Origin of the sequence: Jeotgalibacillus alimentarius, assembly GCF_000829445.1 — a bacterium.
In the GTDB taxonomy this organism is placed as follows: domain Bacteria; phylum Bacillota; class Bacilli; order Bacillales; family Jeotgalibacillaceae; genus Jeotgalibacillus; species Jeotgalibacillus alimentarius.
The window spans coordinates 211,049-230,925 of record NZ_JXRQ01000018.1 but is presented as its reverse complement, the minus strand read 5'-3'; the positions used below and the strand labels follow the sequence as shown (position 1 = coordinate 230,925).

Here is a 19,877-nt window from a genome sequence, read left to right as displayed (position 1 = left end):
GACTATAATATTATTATGTAAACTAAATATGCATGGAAAACTCTGTTCGTTTATGGTACATTAGTATCATTCGGTAAAGGGGGAATTTAGTTATGGAAGATGGATTAAAAGCAGTTGTTTTTAAGTGTGGAAACGAAGAATACGCCATTTCAATTCAATCCGTTATATCAATTGAAAAAGAAGAGAAAGTAACACCTGTTCCTCATCTTCCGGCATATATGCCCGGGATCACTGAAGTCAGGGGAGAGCTTGTCCCTGTTTTGGATTTTGAAGAGATACTTTATAACAGGCCGCTTGTTGCTGAAGAATCAAAGATGCTTGTATTGAAAACAGAACAGCTTTCACTTGCTGTAAGGGTAAGAGATGCAAAGGAAATCATTGATATCCCGGCAGAGCGTCTAAAAGAAATAGGACTTGCAGCATACAGAAGAACAGAGTATTTCACTTCAGTTGCACAACTCGAAAATCGCCTGATTACTATTATTGATCCGGAGATTCTGACAGAGAGTCTCGATGGAATGAAAGAGATCAGGGAATATATAGCCGAAGCCAAATCACAGGAAATTTCCTGATTATAGATCATGATTGATCAGATGTTCCTTTATAAAGGAACATTTTTTTTTGCGTGGTTTTCGTGTAATATTTTCAGTAGGTAACAATAGAGGGGATTGAGTTGATGAGCGGAAGCGGAAAAATTATTCTTCATATCGATATGAACAGCTTTTATGCTTCAGTAGAAGCTGCTCATCAGCCCGAACTGAAAGGGAAGCCGATTGCAATTGCAGGTAACCCTGAAGAGCGGAGAGGTATTATTGTCACCTGCAGCTATGAAGCGAGGAGTAAAGGTGTCAAAACTACGATGCAGGTACATGAAGCGCTGAAACTATGTCCTGAGCTGATTGTACTCAGACCTGATTTCACACGCTACAGACAGGCATCTAAGGCCATTTTTGATATTCTGAGAAGTTATACAACGATGGTTGAGCCTGTATCAATTGATGAAGGATATATGGATATTACAGAAGTTGAGGGAAACCCGATTGAGTTGATTCAAGAAATTCAGGACAGAATTCTGAGGGAGCTTGATCTTCCTTGCAGTATTGGCGTTTCTCCAAATAAGTTTCTGTCTAAAATGGCCTCGGATATGAAAAAACCGATGGGGATAACAGTGCTGAGGAAAAGAGAAATTGAGCACAAACTCTGGCCTATGCCGATCCGTGAGATGAACGGCGTAGGGGAGAAGACGGCTGAAAAGTTATCTTCTCTTTCTATCGAGACCATTGGGGATCTTGCATCAGCTGATGAAATAAAACTGAAAGCACTGCTTGGTATTAATGGTCTGAAGCTGAAAAACAGAGCAAATGGAATCGATTCAAGAAAAGTGGATCCGGAAAGTGTATATGATTATAAAAGTGTGGGAAATTCCACAACACTGCCGAAGGATCTGACAAATCAAAGTGAATTGTTAAAAGTCATTGATCAGCTATCAGTAAAGGTCAGTGAACGGTTAAGTACGAAGCAGATGATCGGATATGCTCTTCAAATCATGATCCGTTTTAAAAACAGAAAAACCATCACCAGGAGTCTTACCCTCAGTCACCCGTTATATGACAGAAATCATATTGCTGAGCAGGCAAAAGGACTTTTTCTGAAGCACTGGAACGGAACACCGGTCAGGCTGCTCGGTGTCACGGTACAAGATCTGGCTGATAAAAGTCATGCTTATAAACAGATTGACTTATTTTCATATGAGGAAGATGTAAAGTATGAGCCGGTTGAAAAAGTGATCAGAGAACTTGAAGAGAAGCACGGAAAAGGAATTCTGACACGCGGGATGAAAAGCGCGAAAAGCGTCCAGAATGCAGAGACCAGTTTCAGTAAGGATTTTCTTGATGACCATAATTAGAGGGTCATCGTTCGATTTTTTGGCGTTTAATGATACAATAGTTTAGGATCAAAGGGAGAACGAAGACAGAAAGGAAGTTGATTATGTCAAAACATCAATTTGGCGTTGTCGGTTTGGCAGTTATGGGGAAAAACCTTGCATGGAATATTGAAAGCAGAGGTTTTTCAGTTGCTGTGTATAACCGGTCTTCTGAAAAAGTTGACGATATGTTAAATGAATCCGGAGGCAAGCAGATCCACGGTACATACAGCCTGGAAGAGTTTGTGGATTCGCTTGAGACACCAAGAAAAATTATGCTGATGGTAAAAGCAGGTCCTGCTACAGATGCAACAATCTCAGGGTTACTGCCATTACTTGATAAAGGTGATATTCTGATCGATGGTGGTAATACGTTCTATCAGGATACAATCCGCCGTAATAAAGAGTTAAGTGAGTATGGCGTACACTTTATCGGCACCGGCGTATCCGGCGGCGAAGAAGGCGCACTGACAGGCCCATCGATTATGCCTGGCGGACAAAAAGAAGCATACGATTTAGTAGCTCCTATTTTTAACGAAATTTCTGCTAAAGTTAATGGGGAAGCCTGCAGTACGTATATCGGCCCTGATGGTGCGGGACATTATGTGAAAATGGTGCATAACGGAATTGAATATGCAGATATGCAGCTGATTGCAGAATCCTACTTCCTGATGAAACAGGTGCTGGGCCTGGATGCTGCAGAATTACATGAAGTATTCACAGAGTGGAATAAAGGTGAACTCGACAGCTACCTGATCGAAATTACAGCAGACATCTTTAAAAAATATGATGATGAAACCGGTAAGCCGATGGTAGACGTCATTCTTGATAAAGCAGGACAAAAGGGTACAGGTAAATGGACAAGTCAAAGTGCACTTGATCTTGGAACACCGCTTCCGATCATCACTGAATCCGTGTTTGCACGGTTTATTTCAGCACTGAAAGATGAGCGTGTAAAGGCAAGCGGTATATTAAGCGGACCTGAACCGCAGTTACCTGAGGAAGATAAAAAAGAGTGGATTGAAGCGATCAGACGCGCGCTTTACATGTCTAAAATTGCTTCCTATGCACAAGGCTTCGCTCAGATGAGAGCTGCTTCTGAAGAGTATGGCTGGGATTTGAAATTCGGTGAGATTGCGATGATTTTCCGAGGAGGCTGTATCATTCGAGCACAGTTCCTGCAAAAGATTAAAGAAGCTTATGACAGAAATCCGCATCTGACTAATCTGATGCTTGATGATTACTTTAAGACAATTGTTGAAAATTATCAGAGTGCACTGCGTGAAGTGATTGCACTTGCTGTTAAGAATGGAATTCCGGTACCTGGCTTCTCTACAGCGCTGTCTTATTATGACAGTTATCGTACAGCGGTTCTGCCGGCTAATCTGATTCAGGCTCAGCGTGACTATTTCGGCGCGCATACGTATGAGCGCACGGATAAAGAAGGTACATTCCATACTGAATGGATTGAAGATTAATCAATACCCGCCTTTCATTTTGGAAGGCGGGTATTATAGAATGGAGAGACTCTCATGAGAAGACTGTACGGTGCAATTGTATTTTATGCAGGTATTATGCATTTTCTTAAAGAAAGAAACTTCAGAAAAATCGTCCCGCCAGCTTTACCGTTTAAAAAAGCCATTGTCTACATAACAGGTGTGATTGAAATTGTCATCGGAGCCATGCTTGTTCTTGATAAAGGGGCAAAACTAGGAGGAAAACTGCTGGCGCTCTTTCTTGTTGCCGTCTGGCCGGCCAATATCTATATGGCGCAGAAAAATGTGAGGATCGCAGGAAAAAAGATGCCTGCTGCGCTTTGGGGAAGAGTCCTTTTTCAGATTCCGCTGATTCAGTGGGCGTTGAAGATAGCAAAAAAGTAAGGCAGAGATGCCTTACTTTTTTTATGCTTATTCGTCAACTTCCAGTTCGCCGATTGGCCACCACTCAAAACCATCCTGTTCAAGCAGCAGGTCACTTTTGTGAGGTCCCATTGATCCTGCGAAATAATTCGGAAACGAAGTATCTTTTGTTTTTTCCCAATGATCAGAGATTTTATCAACAAAACTCCACGAATGCTTCACTTCATCCCAGTGTGTAAAGTTAGTCGCATCTCCTAAAATACAGTCTAATAGAAGTTTTTCATATGCTTCAGGTGTGTTAATCCCGTCAATACTGCTTGCAGAATAGCTGAGCTTCACACTGTCAGTATCAATACCCTGGGCCGTTTTCTTGGCATTTAAGTGAAGTGTAATTCCTTCATCAGGCTGAATATGAATGACCAGCAGGTTAGGATCCATTGAATGCTCTTTATTATAATAAAGGTTCATTGGAATATCCTTGAACTGCACAACAATTTTTGTTGATTTTACTGCCATGCTTTTCCCGGTACGGATATAAAAAGGTACACCTGCCCAGCGGAAGTTATCAATCATTACCTTACCTGCAACAAATGTCTCGGTATTGGATTCAGAATCAACATTATCATTTTCCCTGTAACCCTTTTGTTCACGCTTGTAATCAGATCCGTACTGCCCTCTGATAAAGTAATTGTCCACCTCTTTACCTTCAACCGGACGCATGGCGCGCAGAACACGTACTTTTTCACTTCTGATCTCATCAGTACTCAGGCTGATCGGAGGCTCCATTGCAAGCAGTGCAACCATCTGAAGCATATGGTTTTGTACCATATCTCTCAGAGCACCACTTTTTTCATAATATCTCCCGCGTTCTTCCACGCCGAGTACTTCTGAAGAAGTAATCTGGATATTTGAAATAAAGCGGCTGTTCCATAATGGTTCGAACAGTGCGTTTGCAAAACGGATCACTTCGATGTTCTGCACCATTTCTTTACCAAGATAGTGGTCAATCCGGTAGATTGATTCTTCAGGAAATGACTGTCTGATCTGATCATTCAGTGCATTTGCTGAAGGCAGACTGTGGCCGAACGGTTTTTCTATGACAAGACGGCAGAAACCTTGATTATCTGTCAGACCATCGGATTTTAAGTGATCTGTAATGGTGCCGAAAAACTCCGGAGCCATTGCAAGGTAGAAGATTCTATTACCTTTTAAGTCAAACTTTTCGTCAAGTTCATCAGCAACGTGTTTAAGCTTTATGTATGATGAGGAATCTTCCACATCATGCGACTCATATACACAGTGTTCGATAAATGAATCAATATGATCATGATTATCAGAAGCAGTCATTAATGAATCCCGGATGTGGGTTGTGAATTGCTCATTTGACCATTCACGGCGACCGATACCCAGCACTGCAAATTGCTTTTCCAGACTTCCTTTTAGATAAAGCTGGTATAATGAAGGGTACAATTTGCGTTTAGCAAGGTCTCCGGTTGCGCCAAATATCATAATTAATGTTGGTGGTGTTGATGTCTGTTTCACTTTCAGGACCTCACTTTATAATGTCATTCGGCATAATGCCGGATTTGCAATATCTAAATTGTATAGCGGCTCCCGGTCAGATGCAACCTTTACGCTGAACTTGAACATACAGGTAACATGATTTAACCTGTTAAAATATATTCACAGAATGATTACTATCATTTATTCAGGAGGAAGTTATGCGTTTACATTTTTTAGGTACAGGTGCAGGTGTTCCGGCTAAAGAAAGAAATGTTTCCGCCGTTGTATTAAAACAGATCAATAAAAATGGTGACAGCTGGCTATTTGATTGCGGGGAAGCAACGCAGCATCAGATTCTGCATACTTCGATTAAACCAAGAAGAATCAATAAAGTATTTATTACACATTTACACGGTGACCACATCTTCGGCCTGCCCGGATTTCTTGGAAGCAGGTCTTTTCAGGGAGGGACCGGACCATTAACTGTATATGGACCAGAGGGGATAAAAGAGTATATAGAAACCTCATTACGACTCAGTAAAACCTATTTAAAATATGAGCTTTCAGTGATCGAAGTATCAGACGGGGAAGAGTACATAGAGGATGGCTTTACAATCAGTATCAGACAGCTGGATCATGTCATCCCATCTTTCGGATACAGGCTTGTTGAACAGGACCAGCAGGGAAAACTGGATAGTGAAAAACTGCAGTCTATCGGGATTGAGCCTGGTCCAATTTATAAGCAGCTGAAAAATGGAGAGAAGGTTATGTGGAAAGGGCAGTTGATCGATGGACATGATTTTCTGGATGAGCCTAAGAAGGGGAAAGTGATTGCAATTGCAGGTGATACAAGAAAATGTGCTGCTGTCGCTGATCTTGCATATAAAGCAGACTTGCTCATACATGAAGCAACTTTCGGTAGTGAAAATGAGAAGCTTGCTAAAGATTATTATCATTCGACTGCAGCTCAGGCTGCAGAGATTGCGAAAGTTGCCGGTGTTAAAACACTCTGGCTCACACACATCAGTGCACGCTATGCAGATGGGAAAGAAACAGAACTTTTGATGCAGGCAAAAGAAATTTTTCCTGAAACCTATATCGCCAAAGATCTGCATGAAACAGATATCAATTAATGAAAGCAGGATGGGCCAGGTGTATGACCCATCCTTTCTTTTGGGTTTAAAATACCCAGCCGCGCTTATATTGTGTCATTGGTTCAATAGACGTCTGCAGGTCGAGTGCCGCTCTTCTCGGCCAGTATGGATCTCTCAGCAATTCTCTCGCGATAAAGATCAAATCAGCGCGATTGTTCTGGAGAATTTCCTCTGCCTGAAGTCCGCTCGTAATCAGACCAACAGCCCCCGTATCAATTCCGCCTTTATGTTTAATCACCTCTGCCATAGGCACCTGGTATCCGGGATAAGCATGAATCTGAGCTGGAATGACAGCCCCTGAGCTGACATCAATCAGGTCAACACCCTGTTGTTTCATCCATTTTGCATATGTAGCATAATCTTCAGGTTCTAATCCTTCCTCGTGCCAATCACTTGCAGAAACCCGTACAAATAGAGGGCCGGACCATTCTTCATTCACTGCTTCAATGATTTCTTTCAGGAACCTGTAGCGGTTTTCTTCAGAGCCTCCGTAATCATCAGTTCTTCGATTAGAGAGAGGGGATAAAAATTCATTTATTAAATAGCCGTGCGCCGCATGCAGTTCAATAATGTCAAAGCCTGCTTCACGAGAACGTCTGGCACCATCTTTAAACGCCTGAACTGTTTCATGGATCTGCTGGTGCGACATTTCTTCAGGCTGCTTCATATTTTCGTTAAAAGCGATTGCAGAAGGTGCAATGATTGAGCCGTCAGTCATTGACTTTCTTCCGGCGTGTGCGAGCTGAATAGCAGACTTTGCATCATGTTGACTGATCAGATCTGTCAGCTCTTTCAAGCCGTTAATATGATCATCACTCCAAATCCCCAGGTCTTCATTCGAAATTCTTCCCTGAGGCGTAACTGAAGTAGCTTCGAGCATAATTAAACCTGTCTGTCCTGCAGCTCTTGAAGCATAATGGACTTTATGAAAATCGGTTACCATTCCGTCCTGCTGACTACAGGAATACATACACATTGGCGCCATAACGATACGATTTTTTAAGGTAACGCCTTTTATTGTATATGGGGAGAACAAAACTGTATTCATCAAATAACCTCCTGTAATGACATTCCATACCAGTATATCATCATTAAAAAAAGAGCTGAATTTTCAGCTCTTTTTCTTCAGCTCTTTCATGGAATAAGTCGTTCCTCTCCAACTGATTCCGCCTCTTAAAGCAGTCAATGCAGCAGCTCTGAATATTGCGTATATGAATAAGGCTGCCGAAACAGGAAACACTGCAGCATGCCATACAGGATAGGCAGTCAGCCTTTTGGTAATCGGAATATACACTGCAATGATTGCTGCAATCGTGACCCATGCCATAGCAGCAGTTAAAAGGTCCGGACTGAAGACGGCTATAAAGGGGAGAATCTGCGAAGTGAACACTCCGCACATAGCAAACAGCGTAAAGAAATAGCTGTAATGCAATCCTGCGAACGCATTCTTTTCAAGTCCTTTGAAAGCTTCATTTAAAGAAGGGTACCACTCTACACGAAGCATGGTTTTAGCAGTAGCCATCCTTTGTTTAAACCCTTTCTTTTTAATGCGTATTCCTAATTGCAGATCATCGTCAGGTCTTAATCTGATTGCCTGGTGACCACCGATCTTTGCATAAGATGATTTTGTAATCATATTAAAAGCACCGATGCCCATTCCGTTTTTTGAGCGGTCCCGGTTTGCTGACCAGGGTCTCTTATAATAGGAAAACCCGAATAAAAAGAAAGCGACAAACGCTTTCAATAGAAAACTTTTAGATTGCAGGTCAGGTGAGACCGTCAGATGGTCAATTTTCATACGCTTCATATAGTGAAACGCTTTTGCCACCATATCGGGCTCATAGAGTACATCTGCATCCGTGAACAGGTATACGCTGCCGGAAGCGGCTTTTGCTCCTCTGTGAAGGGCATAATTTTTTCCAAGCCATCCTTCAGGAAGTGATTGAATATGAATAACTCTGATTCTGTTATCAAGTGCAGAGAGTTTATCCATTATTTTACCTGTATCATCACTTGAACGATCGTTGATTAAGATCCATTCTATCTGACTATACGTCTGATTTAACTGGGAGCGGATACTATTTTCAATATGTCTTTCTTCATTTCTCGCAGGAACAATCACACTGATCATACCGCCTGAACTGAGCGGAGGTTCTTTTTCTAAAGCAGGCAGTTCTAATAGCCCGCGGTAAGTATCTGCTGCTATAACCATCCAGAACAGAGCTGTAATGGAAAGTATGATAAAAAGCATGAACACAGCTCCTTTTATACAATCGTACTGAAAGCTGCTCGAGCACTGCAAGTATTAACTGCTGTGAGTCTGCTCAAATTGTCTCCGCAGGCGTTCAGAATGAACTGTGGCTTCTTTAATACAGGCTGCAAAAGCATCTTTTACCTGTCTGCAGTCTAGCTCAGCAATTCCCGCTTCAGTTGTGCCGCCTTCACTTGTAATGGCTTTTCGTAAATTTTCAGGCGACTGATTGGATGTTTCGAGCATATGGGCGGCTCCTTTTAATGTCTGAATAATAAAAGGCATGGCATCCTCACCAAGCTCAGCAGCTGCTTTTTCCATTGCTTCAACTACATAATAAATATAAGCAGGTCCGCTTCCGGATAACCCCGTTACAAGATCAAGTCGTGATTCTTCCACGTAAGTAACTGACCCGATCGATGAAAATATAGAGCGTGCTACAGCTTTTTGAGAGTCAGAGAGCTGACTGTTAAATGATAACCCTGTTGCAGATTCACCGATCATGGCTGACGTATTAGGCATGGCACGGGCAATTGCTCCATGGCCAAGTATCTGCTCAATAAAACTGATCGAAAGTCCTGCGAGCACAGAAATCAGCAGCTGTCTGTTATAAAATGGCTTAACGGAAGAGAGTGCCTCTTTTGCATCTTTCGGTTTTACTGCAAGAATGATCAGATCAGCCGCATCAAATAATTCACTGAAATTATAGGTAGATTTCACACCATAATGCTCAGAAAGCTTATCAAGCCTGGCGTGATCATGTTTATTGGTCACCCAGATATCTGTATGTTTAAATTCGCTTGAGTTTTTCATCCCCTTAATCATTGCTTCAGCCATGGAACCGGCTCCTACAAAAACAATTTTCATGATACATTCCTCCTCTGAAAATATTAAAGAACCCTTCCGTCCCTGTAAAAAGGACGAAAGGGTTCTTCCGTGGTACCACCTTAATTTGCAGACTATCCTGCACACTCAAAGCGCCTCTAACGCGGGCAGGGCGGACAGTTTTATGTCACTCTAAGGGCAGGTTCGGCGATTGGGTGGACTGCAGAATTTTTCAGCCTGTGAATTCTGCTCTCTATTGTCTCCATAGACGCTTACTATTCCTTATCATCGATTTTATTTATTATTGAGATTATGCTTAGTTTAGAGTTGAATGTCAAGAACATTTTTGTTTCGCTTAACAAAGCAGGGGAAAAAGGCTACACTAGAGAAAAAGTGAATAGTTATTCATTCCAGGAGGTTCAATATATGAAAGATCCGGTTATTCACCAACTTACAATTCCCACCCCGTTTGCTGTGGGGGATGTTCATACTTATTTATTGGTAGACGATGCAGTAACACTCATAGATACGGGTCCCGACACTGCTGAAGGGAAAGGTACGCTGATCAAAAAACTGAACGAAATTGGTTTTCAGCCAGAAGACATTGATCAGATCGTATTGACGCATCATCATCCTGATCATGCAGGTCTGACTGAATTTTTCGGTGATGCAAAGCTATTTGCACATAAGGACAGTGAGCGGTTTCTGGTCAGAAACGATTCATTTATGAACATGCATGACTTTTTTTACAATGAATTTTTCAAACAGGCCGGTCTGCCGGAACCTTATTTTATCCTGATTGAAAAAATGAAAGAGACGCTGAGTGTCATGGGGAAGAGGCCGGCTGATGAATATTTGGCTGACGGTGATTTGCTGCCCGGACATCAGGGGTGGCGTGTAATGGAGTCCCATGGTCATTCGCAGGGACATATATCACTCATTCATGAAAACGGCATGGTTATAGGCGGAGATCTGCTGATCAGGCATATTTCATCTAATCCGCTGATTGAACCTCCATTTGGTATCAATCAGCCAAGGCCGCTCCCTCAGCTGCAATATAATGAATCGCTTAAAAAACTGGCTGCACTGAATCCTACAGTCGTATATCCGGGTCATGGAGAAGTCATTGTTCAGGCCGCTGCATTAATTTCCGAGCGCTTAATCAAACAGGCCGAACGCGCCGGATATGTAAAATCACTTCTTCAGCAGAAAGAGGCAACTGTATTTGAACTCTGCACTCAGCTTTTTCCCAAAATTTATAAAAAACAGCTCGGTCTCACGCTTTCAGAAACCCAGGGACAAATTGATTATTTGATGGCTGAAGGGGAAATCAGAGCTGCAGATATGAGTGGGTCAGCTGTTATTTACAAAGCTGAAAGCGGGGTGAAACTATGAGTCATTTAACAGGAAAAACAGTGTGGGTTACCGGTGCTTCAGGTGGCCTTGGAAGAGCGATTGCTGAAGAAGCTGCAAGAAGCGGTGCGGATCTGATTTTAACTGCAAGAAATGAACGGGGACTGATTCAGACAGGGGAGAGGTGCCGGCAGTTTGGAGCCGGTCAAGTACTGATCAGGCCGTTTGATCTGAACCGGATAGAAGAAATCCCGGCTTTCGCACAATCTGTTATAAACGAAAGCGGCCGCATCGATATCCTGGTTAATAATGCAGGGTTTGGGCTGTTTGAAAAGCTGGAGGATACTCCTTCAGAAACAATGATTTCAATGATCAATGTAAATGTTACTGCGCTTATGCTGATGAGCAGAGCGGTCATTCCAGCCATGAAAGCACGGGGAGGGCATCTTGTTAACATCGCCTCTCAGGCAGGGAAGCTTGCAACTCCTAAATCTTCTGTCTATTCTGCTGCCAAACATGCGGTACTGGGATTCTCAAACAGTCTCAGAATGGAACTCGCAGAGGACAATATACGGGTTACTGCAGTTAATCCTGGACCAATTGAAACAGACTTTTTTGAAACAGCTGATCAGTCGGGCAGGTATACAGATAACGTGAGGAAGTGGATGCTTTCACCGCGTACAGTTGCAAAAAAGACAGTTGAAGTATTTTATACTGATAAAAGAGAAGTGAACCTTCCGGGCTGGATGAATGCAGCGTCAAAAGCCTATACTCTGGCACCTGGCATGGTGGAGCGTCTCGGTAAAAAAGGCTTTAACCAAAAATAAGCGCAATTGCGCTTATTTTTTTTTAACTCACTCATTCAACTCTTTTTCTGCTCTGACACAAGATTCAAAAACACCTTTATGTGATGCGTCGCAAAAAGGCATTCGTTTTGACTGCCCGCATCTGCACAGTGAGAATACCTGTTTAACCGGAAACTGGTTGCCATCCATATCTACGAGTTCAACATCCCCTGTCACTTTTAAAGATCCATTATCCATTACTTTAATCTGTACTTTTTTCTCCATATAATCCCCTCCGCAAACATGATTCGTTTCTGATGCTACTTGAAAAGCTTTTCAAAAGCAAGATACCCCAGATCCAATAAAGATCATGCTATACTTAAAAAATGGAGGCGGTTAATATGAAAATTGAAATTACCAGTATGGCAGCAGAAAAAATTGCTGAAAAAATCCCTTCTGAATCGGGCTTTTTAAAATTAAAATATGACACTGAAGGAACGGGCTGCGTATTAAATGGTGTGCCTATCCTCTGGTATGTGGAGGAAGCGGCAGATGGAGATCAGTTAATTGAGACGAATGACCGGCCGATCCTTGTTGAAGAATCAAAAACAGTTTTTTATGATCAGAATCTTAAAATCGACTATTCTGAGTCAGCACGCATGTTTCAGCTGAAAAGCCCGGGACAGACAATTAATGGCAGGATGAGCTTGAAAAATATGATCAAGTAGCAAAAAAGCGCCTGAGTAAAGGCGCTTTTTTGCTACTTAGAATAAAAATATTCATTTAAGAATTCGTCGATTTGCTTGCTGTATGCGTCAGGGTTAGCAGTATAGGATTGTGCATGCCCGCCTTCCTCAGGTATAAAGATTGATTTTGGACCTTCTTTTAAGTCATAAAGCGTTTCTGTCATGTGTGAAGGTATGAAGCTGTCATGCTTACTATGAATAAAAAGAACAGGTTTCTGTATGTTTTTAACAGCTGCTTTAGGTGATACCCCCCTGATCCTGTATCTGTCCCTAATCAAGATAAATGTTCCCACGAGGTTTAGAGCCGTTTTGATAATATACGAAGAACGCGAGGATTTAGTCATCAAAAAGCTTAACTGTTCAGTCAGGTCTGAAAAAGGACAGTCCGCTATATAAAAGGCCCCGCGGTCTTCAACACTCCCGGCATACAAAAGCATCGTGACAGCGCCCATTGATTCTCCGTGAATACCAAATACCGTCTGTTCACCTTCTTCGGTAATCAAATGATCAATGACTGCTTTTAAATCTGTTTTTTCGAAATGGCCATAACTCGTACTTCTGCCCCCTGAGTCACCATGGCGTCTATGATCATATATAACCGCATTAAATCCCTTCTCAAGAAACAAATTTACGTATTTCATCGAATTAATCTTTGTTTCAGTGACCCCATGACAAAAAACGATAAATGGGGCCTGTGGATATTTCTTTATAATGACTGTATGAATAGCATAACCGGTCGGAGAAGGGATACTGAATTCTTTTTTGGGCAGCTGTCTGTACATGTCAGGATCGAAATATCCAGCTGCCTTTTCACGTTCTTCGATTTCAGACGGGTCCTTCAGCTTCATAAACATAATTTTGTTAGAAAGCAGCACGCCAAGCGCGCTGATTCCGGTAATTGCTGTAAAGGCAGCAACGTTTCTTTTTCTCAATCCAATCCCTGCTTTCTATTTTTCCTTCTTTTTATAAGACTGATAATACCAGCTCGAAAGCTCACGGGATACATGAGGCTCTACTATACTGATTGCCTGCACAAGTTGGTCAAGATCTATACCGGTTTCAATACCCATGCGCTCCAGCATATACACGACATCTTCAGTGGCGGCGTTTCCGCTTGCACCAGGCGCAAACGGGCAGCCTCCGAGACCTCCGGCTGAGGCATCGAATCTGGTGACACCGGCACACAGTGCAGCATAAATATTCGCAAGCGCCATTTTACGGGTATCGTGAAAATGTGCGGCCATCAGGACGTCAGGCAATTCTTTTATCAGCATACTGAATAATGCATAAGATTCTTTTGGCGTAGCTTTACCAATTGTATCAGCTACACTTAATTCGTTCACACCTGCATCAGCAAGCTTTTTACATAATTCTAGCGTTTCTGCCGGTTTAATTGCCCCCTCATATGGACAGTGAAATGCTGTGGAAATACAGGCTCTGATATAGATTCCGCTATCTTTTAATTCTTTTATATGTGGAAGCAGACCTTCAACTGCTTCTTCAGTAGTTTTGTTTATATTTTTCTGATTAAAAGTTCTACTGACACCGATAAAAATGGCAACAGCTTTAGCACCTGCTGCCAGTGCAGTATCGATGCCTCTTTTATTAGGTGTAAGAACCATTGTTCCTGAATGTCCGCCAACTTCTTTCATCACCTCAGCTGCATCACTCATTTGAGGCACCCATTTTGGAGATACAAAAGAAGTGACTTCTATTTCCTTGAATCCTGCTCTCCATAATGCATTTATAAACGCTGTTTTCTTTTCTGTAGGAACAAAATTTCCTTCATTTTGCAGTCCATCTCTTGGACCAACTTCAATTACTTCAGCATAACGTGGCAATTCCACACGACCCATCTCCTTTAAATAGCATAATTCAACTTTATCAGAAAAAAAGAAGGTGAAAAAGAAGGAATTAAAGCGCTTTCATAGAAGTGGTACAATAGAGTAGCCGAAAAGGTCTGAAAGGGGCATGGATAATGAAGAAAATTTATCAGTCAGCAGCTGAAGCTGTTGCTGTTTTAAAAGACGGGGATACATTGATGGCCGGGGGATTCGGACTTTGCGGGATCCCGGAGAAGCTGATTCTGGCGATCAGAGACAGCGGAGTAAAAAACCTGACAGTCATATCAAATAACTGCGGGGTGGATGACTGGGGACTCGGACTTTTACTGCAGAATCACCAGATTAATAAAATGATCGGATCATATGTAGGTGAAAATAAAGAATTTGAAAGACAGGTTCTCTCAGGAGAACTTGAAGTTGAGCTTGTACCACAGGGAACGCTTGCAGAGAGAATCAGAGCCGGGGGAGCAGGGGTACCTGCATTTTTTACACCAGCGGGAGTAGGGACTCAAATTGCTGAAGGGAAGGAAGTCAGAACATTTGAAGGTAAGGAATATGTGATGGAGCATGCATTAAAAGCTGACCTCAGTATTGTAAGAGCGTGGCGTGGCGATCACATGGGAAACCTTGTATATAGGAAAACTGCACGCAACTTTAATCCTATGATCGCTGCTGCAGGAAAAGTAACACTCGCTGAGGTGGAAGAACTCGTCGAAACCGGTGCGCTTGATCCTGATCATATTCATACGCCGAGTATATATGTTCAGGGGCTTTTGCAGGCGGACCAGGAAAAAAGAATTGAAAGAAAAACTGTTTCTGCCGGAGGTCAATCAAATGGATAAGAAAAAAATAAGGGAAACCATAGCCAAAAGGGCTGAAAAAGAAATTAATAATGGAGACTATGTGAATTTGGGAATCGGCATGCCGACGTTAGTTGCCAATCATATTTCAGAAGGGAAAGAAGTGATCCTGCAGTCAGAGAACGGTTTGCTCGGGATTGGCAGATACCCTGAAGAAAATGAGCTGGATGCGGACCTGATCAATGCCGGTAAAGAAACTGTCACTGCCATAAAAGGAGCTGCTTTTTTTGATAGTGCTGAGTCTTTCAGTATGATCAGAGGGGGACATGTGGATGTGGCGATTCTTGGGGGTATGGAAGTATCTGAACAAGGGGATTTGGCAAACTGGATGATACCGGGTAAAATGATCAAAGGCATGGGAGGAGCGATGGATCTCGTGCATGGTGCAAGAAAAACAATCATTATTATGGAACATGTCAGTAAAGATGGCAGTCCTAAAATCCTCAGGGAGTGTTCACTTCCATTAACCGGCAAAAAGGTTGTCAGCCGGATCATCACCGAACGGGCAGTCATAGACGTTACGCCAGCAGGGCTGGAGTTATCGGAAGTTGCCCGCGGGTATACAGTGGATGATATTACTTCAAGCACCGGGCCGGACCTTCGTATCTCTGAAAACATTAGAATGGAAGCTTTCTAAATGCGGGGTGACACATATGAAAAAAGGGAAAAATGAAAAAGATGCAGTACTGAAGGATGCATTAAATGAGCAAACGCTTGAAAAGCTCAAAATGTTAAAACAACAGACAGCAGCTGCAGAAGAGGATAAAAGAAAAGCAGAGCTTGCAAGAAAAGCTGAAGAAAAAAGATTGCGCGAAAAAAATAAATCCTTTGAAGAACTGCTTAATGAAAGTGACCTTGATTGGACGAACTACAAAAAATGAGGTGCGGCTGCACCTCATTTTTTGTTACCTGTGTTCAGTATAACCCCTGTTATTTGTAAGTGATTTCAGCAATTCAATTTCCTCGCGGCTAAGAGGTTTCTGATTAATCGCATGAATATTCTCCTGTACCTGTTCAGGGGAGCTCGCTCCGGCAATAATTGTAGATACTTCAGGGTTTGATGCGTTAAATAAAAGTGCCAGTTCTGTCAATGAACGGGTATGAAAGTGACCGGTAATGTTTGCTAGCACTTCCTTCAGTTCCTGATGGCTGTAATGAACGTATCCATTTTCACCGTGTCCAGCGAGTTTTTCATTGGACTTTGCAGACAGTAGCCCTTTAGCAAGCGGACCTCTTGAAATAACCGAAACGTTATTTTCTTTCAGTAAGGGAAAAGCCTGTTCTTCAGGCCTGCGGTCAAGCAGACTGTATTGCATCATATTTGATGAAGCAGAAGATCTTGGTGCATATTCCCTAATTACATTCGGGCGGATTGAAGAAAAACCATAAGCTCTGATTAATCCTTCCTGTTTCAATTCATCGAATGCTTCGATCGTTTCATCAATCGGGTCATCCAGTGTACCGCCATGCAGCTGATATAGGTCAATGTAATCTGTTTGCAGCCGCTTAAGACTATTTTTCACCTGTTCTTTTATGTAGAACTTTGATGCGTCCCAGTACCAGCCGCTTTTATCATCTTTTGCACGATTTCCAACCTTAGTTGCAATCAGAACGTCACTTCTGAATGGCTTTAAAGCTCTGCCAACAATTTCTTCATTTGTTCCATAGTCATATAAGTCGGCGGTATCAAAATAGTTAATACCGTTTTCGTAAGCGGTTTTAATAATTTTTTCTGCTTCGTTATACTCTGTTCCGAGTGACATACACCCGAGACCCAGTAACGAGCTCTCTAACGGTGAAGAGCCAATCCGTCTTTTTTCCATCATCATTCTCCTCTCTATATCAATCATATTCTCTAATTCACCCGTGTTCAAACTATGCTTGAGCAAATAAGAAAGAACATTGATACAATATGAAAGAAGGAGTGATGAAAGTGAAAAAGTTTGAAGAAAAAACATTGAATAAGGATGTACTGTTTACCGGGAAAATTATCAGTCTGCAGGTTGAGGAAGTAGAGCTTCCAAATGGCAAAACGTCGAAACGGGAAATCATTAAACACCCCGGTGCTGTTTGTGTGATCGCAAAAACTGAAGACAACAAATTGGTTATGGTTGAACAATACAGAAAAGCACTAGAGCGTTCAATCGTAGAAATTCCTGCCGGGAAACTTGAACCTGGAGAACTGCCTGAAGTGACCGCTGAGAGAGAACTTGAAGAAGAGACTGGTTACGGCTGTCAAAGTCTGAGCCATTTAATTTCATTTTACACGTCTCCAGGCTTTGCTGATGAGCTGGTACATGTCTATCTTGCAGAGGATTTATATAAAATTGAGGATGCTCATGATACAGACGAAGATGAATTTGTAGAACTGATGGAAGTTACACTTGAGGAAGCAGAAGAAATGGTATTGAACCAGAGAATCTATGATGCAAAAACGGCCTATGCTGTGCAGTACCTCAGACTTAAGCAGTTGAGAAAACATACATAGTATAGATCTGCCTGCATAAGATTTCTGTGCAGGGAGGGAATGCACTTGAAGCCGAATCTAAGTACTGTTATATTGAACTATTTATCACATCACATTGCATACTATACTTTTATCACCATCATACTTTTTGGCGGGACCGCAGCGGGTGCTCTGCTGGTTAATATTTATGGTCCACTGGATATTATGCCTTCATTTCATCCTGATACATTTATGAATGATAAAGTATTCAGTGCCCTGATTGTAGATATGCTCTTTCTCCTGTTTATATGGACATCCGGTTTTACTCTTGCCGGTCTTCCTGTTGCCTGGTTTATAGTATATATGAAGGGTTGTCTTTTCGGATTTGCAGCAGGTATGATGATATACGAACAGGGCCTGTCAGGCGTGCTGGAAGCCGTTATCATCCTGCTTCCCCATAACCTGCTGATTATCGTCCTGTATATTGTGATGGCAGCTGAATCACTAAAGCTTGCAGGCCAGATATGGAAAGGTATCGGAGCCAGACAGCCGCTGATCTATACTGTCCGTCAGTTGAAAAATTCCTATACCCTTCTTTTGGGGACCGCAGCTGTTGGAGTAGTGCTGGCTGGTATCGTAGAGTTTTATATACCCGGTCTTTTAATTGAATTTTTTATCACATAATAATAATTATTAAATAGTAATATCCTTTTCTTCTAATTAATAATGATTATTGTTTGCAAATGAGAATACGTTTGTTATAATGTTGATGACATAATGAGGGAGGGGTCAGTGTGGAAAACAGGATTGAGAGAATCAAAAAACAGCTTCATTCAGCAAGCTACAAATTAACCCCTCAGCGTGAAGCAACAGTCAGGGTGCTACTTGAAAACGAAGCTGATCACCTCAGTGCAGAGGATGTTTACTTACTAGTAAAAGAAAAAGCGCCTGAAATAGGCCTTGCAACTGTGTATCGCACGCTTGAACTTTTATCTGAACTGAAAGTTGTCGATAAAATAAATTTCGGGGACGGCGTTTCTAGATATGACTTAAGAAAAGAAGGTGCTGCACATTTCCATCACCATTTAATCTGTCTGGAATGTGGAGCTGTAGATGAAATACAGGATGATCTGCTCGAAGATGTTGAAGAAATTGTTGAGCGGGACTGGAACTTTAAAATAAAGGATCACAGACTGACATTTCATGGGATATGCCATAGATGTCAGGATTAAGCCAAAACCATGCACATGCGCATGGTTTTATTTTTTTCGCAGTGTTGCGGACTGTCTATAACTCACTAGGTGACATTGATTGTAATTATCTTTAAAATATAGCTATGTTAAAGACCAATATTGTTTCAGCACAGCTGGTGATTGCAGCTGAAATCAACAGCCAACTCTAACAGCGCTTAAATAAAAATGAAACGGGGTGAGGGAATGAAAGAGCATCTGCAGGATTTTATACAATATATGATCATTGAAAAAGGTCTCTCAAAAAATACGATTCAGTCGTATGAACGGGACCTTAAAAGTTATATTGAATATTTGATGAAAGTTGAACAGATCAGCGAAATCAATGACGTCCAGAGACTTCACGTGCTACAGTTTTTTCAGCATTTGAAGCAGCAGGGTAAGTCATCTAAAACGATCGCTAGACATACATCATCCATCAGATCATTTCATCATTATCTGATGAGAAACAGATTAAGCACACAAGACCCTACTGAACATCTGAATACCCCAAAAGCAGAAAAAACTCTCCCGAAGGTTTTATCAATAGAAGAGGTAGAGGCACTGCTCGAGAGTCCTGACCTGACAAAGAAAAATGGATTAAGAGATAAAGCCATGCTTGAAGTATTGTACGGGACTGGAATGCGTGTCAGCGAATTAATTGATTTAAATATGGATGATATTAATATTGATATGGGGTTTATCAAATGCAGAGGGAAGGGAAATAAAGAAAGGATTATACCAATCGGGCAGACAGCAACAGGTGTGATTCAAAGTTATATCCGGCAGCAAAAAACCCGTAAACCGGGTGAACAGGCACTATTTCTGAATCATCATGGAAGAAGACTGAGCAGACAGGGTTTCTGGAAAATATTAAAAGCGCTTACCGGTAGAGCAGGTATTGAAAAAAAACTGACACCGCACACCCTCAGACATTCATTTGCCACACATCTGCTCGAAAATGGAGCAGATTTGAGAGCTGTGCAGGAGATGCTCGGACATGCAGACATCTCAACCACGCAAATCTATACGCACGTATCTACAAAAAGAATCAGGGAAGTATATTCACAGTTTCATCCGAGAGCCTGATTCTCGGTA

The 19,877-nt window shown here is 41.9% G+C and carries 23 protein-coding genes and 1 other annotated feature; of the genes, 15 read left to right on the top strand and 8 right to left on the bottom strand.

The features are described 5' to 3' along the window. Window positions 1–92 precede the first annotated feature (92 nt). From KP77_RS11010 to KP77_RS10995, 4 genes are all read left to right on the top strand, one after another. The gene (locus KP77_RS11010) at window positions 93–572 is read left to right on the top strand and encodes a chemotaxis protein CheW (protein WP_041122775.1); all 480 of its coding nucleotides are present in this window, start codon (window positions 93–95) and stop codon (window positions 570–572) included. A 104-nt stretch (window positions 573–676) separates the two neighbouring features. Beyond that, window positions 677–1,906, top strand: a complete 1,230-nt coding sequence (locus KP77_RS11005; RefSeq protein WP_041122774.1) for a DNA polymerase IV — start codon at window positions 677–679, stop codon at window positions 1,904–1,906. 83 nt (window positions 1,907–1,989) lie between these two features. Continuing rightward, the gene (gndA, locus tag KP77_RS11000; RefSeq protein WP_041122773.1) at window positions 1,990–3,402 is read left to right on the top strand and encodes an NADP-dependent phosphogluconate dehydrogenase; all 1,413 of its coding nucleotides are present in this window, start codon (window positions 1,990–1,992) and stop codon (window positions 3,400–3,402) included. 54 nt (window positions 3,403–3,456) lie between these two features. Next, window positions 3,457–3,804 carry a DoxX family protein gene (locus KP77_RS10995; RefSeq protein ID WP_041122772.1) on the top strand — a complete coding sequence of 116 codons (348 nt, stop codon included), beginning with the start codon at window positions 3,457–3,459 and terminating at the stop codon, window positions 3,802–3,804. A 27-nt stretch (window positions 3,805–3,831) separates the two neighbouring features. Here the strand turns inward: KP77_RS10995 and zwf are convergent, their stop codons facing one another. Beyond that, window positions 3,832–5,325, bottom strand: a complete 1,494-nt coding sequence (zwf, locus tag KP77_RS10990) for a glucose-6-phosphate dehydrogenase (RefSeq protein ID WP_041122771.1) — start codon at window positions 5,323–5,325, stop codon at window positions 3,832–3,834. 179 nt (window positions 5,326–5,504) lie between these two features. Between zwf and rnz the strand changes: the two genes are divergently transcribed. Further along, window positions 5,505–6,419, top strand: coding sequence for a ribonuclease Z (gene rnz, locus KP77_RS10985; protein ID WP_041122770.1), 915 nt, complete (start codon window positions 5,505–5,507; stop codon window positions 6,417–6,419). Between the two features lie 46 nt (window positions 6,420–6,465). On the opposite strand, the gene namA is transcribed toward rnz, so the two are convergent. The 3 genes from namA to proC form a co-directional block, all read right to left on the bottom strand. Beyond that, window positions 6,466–7,488: an NADPH dehydrogenase NamA gene (gene namA / locus KP77_RS10980; RefSeq protein ID WP_041122769.1), complete on the bottom strand. Its 1,023-nt coding sequence runs from the start codon at window positions 7,486–7,488 to the stop codon at window positions 6,466–6,468. 63 nt (window positions 7,489–7,551) lie between these two features. After that, window positions 7,552–8,691 carry a glycosyltransferase gene (locus KP77_RS10975; protein WP_041122768.1) on the bottom strand — a complete coding sequence of 380 codons (1,140 nt, stop codon included), beginning with the start codon at window positions 8,689–8,691 and terminating at the stop codon, window positions 7,552–7,554. 54 nt (window positions 8,692–8,745) lie between these two features. Further along, on the bottom strand, window positions 8,746–9,558 hold the full coding sequence (gene proC / locus KP77_RS10970; protein ID WP_041122767.1) for a pyrroline-5-carboxylate reductase: 813 nt from the start codon (window positions 9,556–9,558) through the stop codon (window positions 8,746–8,748). Between the two features lie 46 nt (window positions 9,559–9,604). Continuing rightward, window positions 9,605–9,814 (bottom strand) — a binding site (T-box leader). Between the two features lie 128 nt (window positions 9,815–9,942). Between proC and KP77_RS10965 the strand changes: the two genes are divergently transcribed. Then, complete coding sequence (locus KP77_RS10965; protein ID WP_041122766.1) at window positions 9,943–10,911, top strand: MBL fold metallo-hydrolase; 969 nt, start codon at window positions 9,943–9,945, stop codon at window positions 10,909–10,911. Further along, window positions 10,908–11,696: an SDR family NAD(P)-dependent oxidoreductase gene (locus KP77_RS10960; protein ID WP_041122765.1), complete on the top strand. Its 789-nt coding sequence runs from the start codon at window positions 10,908–10,910 to the stop codon at window positions 11,694–11,696. The genes KP77_RS10965 and KP77_RS10960 overlap by 4 nt, the downstream gene beginning before the upstream one ends. Before the next feature lie 27 nt (window positions 11,697–11,723). On the opposite strand, the gene KP77_RS10955 is transcribed toward KP77_RS10960, so the two are convergent. After that, complete coding sequence (locus KP77_RS10955; RefSeq protein WP_041122764.1) at window positions 11,724–11,939, bottom strand: CDGSH iron-sulfur domain-containing protein; 216 nt, start codon at window positions 11,937–11,939, stop codon at window positions 11,724–11,726. A 116-nt stretch (window positions 11,940–12,055) separates the two neighbouring features. On the opposite strand from KP77_RS10955, the gene KP77_RS10950 reads away from it, so the two are divergent. Continuing rightward, a complete protein-coding gene (locus KP77_RS10950; protein ID WP_041122763.1) occupies window positions 12,056–12,382 on the top strand; it encodes an iron-sulfur cluster biosynthesis family protein in 327 nt (108 codons plus the stop codon). 32 nt (window positions 12,383–12,414) lie between these two features. On the opposite strand, the gene KP77_RS10945 is transcribed toward KP77_RS10950, so the two are convergent. Both KP77_RS10945 and KP77_RS10940 read right to left on the bottom strand, forming a co-directional pair. Continuing rightward, window positions 12,415–13,332, bottom strand: a complete 918-nt coding sequence (locus tag KP77_RS10945; RefSeq protein ID WP_041122762.1) for an alpha/beta hydrolase — start codon at window positions 13,330–13,332, stop codon at window positions 12,415–12,417. A 15-nt stretch (window positions 13,333–13,347) separates the two neighbouring features. Next, complete coding sequence (locus KP77_RS10940; protein ID WP_041122761.1) at window positions 13,348–14,256, bottom strand: hydroxymethylglutaryl-CoA lyase; 909 nt, start codon at window positions 14,254–14,256, stop codon at window positions 13,348–13,350. 122 nt (window positions 14,257–14,378) lie between these two features. On the opposite strand from KP77_RS10940, the gene KP77_RS10935 reads away from it, so the two are divergent. Genes KP77_RS10935 through KP77_RS10925 form a run of 3 tightly spaced genes read left to right on the top strand, consistent with a single transcriptional unit; the run spans window position 14,379 to window position 15,985 of the window. After that, window positions 14,379–15,086 carry a CoA transferase subunit A gene (locus tag KP77_RS10935; protein ID WP_041122760.1) on the top strand — a complete coding sequence of 236 codons (708 nt, stop codon included), beginning with the start codon at window positions 14,379–14,381 and terminating at the stop codon, window positions 15,084–15,086. Next, window positions 15,079–15,741: a CoA transferase subunit B gene (locus tag KP77_RS10930; RefSeq protein WP_041122759.1), complete on the top strand. Its 663-nt coding sequence runs from the start codon at window positions 15,079–15,081 to the stop codon at window positions 15,739–15,741. The genes KP77_RS10935 and KP77_RS10930 overlap by 8 nt, the downstream gene beginning before the upstream one ends. Before the next feature lie 16 nt (window positions 15,742–15,757). Next, a complete protein-coding gene (locus KP77_RS10925) occupies window positions 15,758–15,985 on the top strand; it encodes a YqkE family protein (RefSeq protein ID WP_041122758.1) in 228 nt (75 codons plus the stop codon). 24 nt (window positions 15,986–16,009) lie between these two features. On the opposite strand, the gene KP77_RS10920 is transcribed toward KP77_RS10925, so the two are convergent. After that, window positions 16,010–16,927, bottom strand: a complete 918-nt coding sequence (locus KP77_RS10920; RefSeq protein ID WP_041122757.1) for an aldo/keto reductase — start codon at window positions 16,925–16,927, stop codon at window positions 16,010–16,012. Between the two features lie 110 nt (window positions 16,928–17,037). On the opposite strand from KP77_RS10920, the gene KP77_RS10915 reads away from it, so the two are divergent. From KP77_RS10915 to xerD, 4 genes are all read left to right on the top strand, one after another. After that, on the top strand, window positions 17,038–17,592 hold the full coding sequence (locus tag KP77_RS10915; protein ID WP_041122756.1) for an NUDIX hydrolase: 555 nt from the start codon (window positions 17,038–17,040) through the stop codon (window positions 17,590–17,592). 45 nt (window positions 17,593–17,637) lie between these two features. Then, a complete protein-coding gene (locus KP77_RS10910) occupies window positions 17,638–18,234 on the top strand; it encodes a stage II sporulation protein M (RefSeq protein WP_041122755.1) in 597 nt (198 codons plus the stop codon). Window positions 18,235–18,344: 110 nt separating this feature from the next. Beyond that, window positions 18,345–18,782 carry a ferric iron uptake transcriptional regulator gene (fur, locus tag KP77_RS10905; protein ID WP_041122754.1) on the top strand — a complete coding sequence of 146 codons (438 nt, stop codon included), beginning with the start codon at window positions 18,345–18,347 and terminating at the stop codon, window positions 18,780–18,782. Window positions 18,783–18,986: 204 nt separating this feature from the next. Continuing rightward, entirely contained in the window at window positions 18,987–19,868 is an 882-nt protein-coding gene (gene xerD / locus KP77_RS10900; RefSeq protein WP_041122753.1) for a site-specific tyrosine recombinase XerD, read from the top strand. Window positions 19,869–19,877 lie beyond the last annotated feature (9 nt).

Excerpts from the sequence above, each read along its gene's own strand:
- rnz (WP_041122770.1), top strand. The coding sequence starts at position 5,505 with ATGCGTTTACATTTTTTAGGTACAGGTGCAGGTGTTCCGGCTAAAGAA.
- proC (WP_041122767.1), bottom strand. The coding sequence starts at position 9,558 with ATGAAAATTGTTTTTGTAGGAGCCGGTTCCATGGCTGAAGCAATGATT.
- namA (WP_041122769.1), bottom strand. The coding sequence starts at position 7,488 with ATGAATACAGTTTTGTTCTCCCCATATACAATAAAAGGCGTTACCTTA.
- KP77_RS10965 (WP_041122766.1), top strand. The coding sequence starts at position 9,943 with ATGAAAGATCCGGTTATTCACCAACTTACAATTCCCACCCCGTTTGCT.
- KP77_RS11010 (WP_041122775.1), top strand. The coding sequence starts at position 93 with ATGGAAGATGGATTAAAAGCAGTTGTTTTTAAGTGTGGAAACGAAGAA.
- KP77_RS10950 (WP_041122763.1), top strand. The coding sequence starts at position 12,056 with ATGAAAATTGAAATTACCAGTATGGCAGCAGAAAAAATTGCTGAAAAA.
- KP77_RS10935 (WP_041122760.1), top strand. The coding sequence starts at position 14,379 with ATGAAGAAAATTTATCAGTCAGCAGCTGAAGCTGTTGCTGTTTTAAAA.
- KP77_RS10940 (WP_041122761.1), bottom strand. The coding sequence starts at position 14,256 with ATGGGTCGTGTGGAATTGCCACGTTATGCTGAAGTAATTGAAGTTGGT.
- gndA (WP_041122773.1), top strand. The coding sequence starts at position 1,990 with ATGTCAAAACATCAATTTGGCGTTGTCGGTTTGGCAGTTATGGGGAAA.
- KP77_RS10995 (WP_041122772.1), top strand. The coding sequence starts at position 3,457 with ATGAGAAGACTGTACGGTGCAATTGTATTTTATGCAGGTATTATGCAT.
- KP77_RS11005 (WP_041122774.1), top strand. The coding sequence starts at position 677 with ATGAGCGGAAGCGGAAAAATTATTCTTCATATCGATATGAACAGCTTT.
- KP77_RS10955 (WP_041122764.1), bottom strand. The coding sequence starts at position 11,939 with ATGGAGAAAAAAGTACAGATTAAAGTAATGGATAATGGATCTTTAAAA.
- KP77_RS10920 (WP_041122757.1), bottom strand. The coding sequence starts at position 16,927 with ATGGAAAAAAGACGGATTGGCTCTTCACCGTTAGAGAGCTCGTTACTG.
- KP77_RS10960 (WP_041122765.1), top strand. The coding sequence starts at position 10,908 with ATGAGTCATTTAACAGGAAAAACAGTGTGGGTTACCGGTGCTTCAGGT.
- KP77_RS10930 (WP_041122759.1), top strand. The coding sequence starts at position 15,079 with ATGGATAAGAAAAAAATAAGGGAAACCATAGCCAAAAGGGCTGAAAAA.
- KP77_RS10925 (WP_041122758.1), top strand. The coding sequence starts at position 15,758 with ATGAAAAAAGGGAAAAATGAAAAAGATGCAGTACTGAAGGATGCATTA.
- KP77_RS10975 (WP_041122768.1), bottom strand. The coding sequence starts at position 8,691 with ATGCTTTTTATCATACTTTCCATTACAGCTCTGTTCTGGATGGTTATA.
- xerD (WP_041122753.1), top strand. The coding sequence starts at position 18,987 with ATGAAAGAGCATCTGCAGGATTTTATACAATATATGATCATTGAAAAA.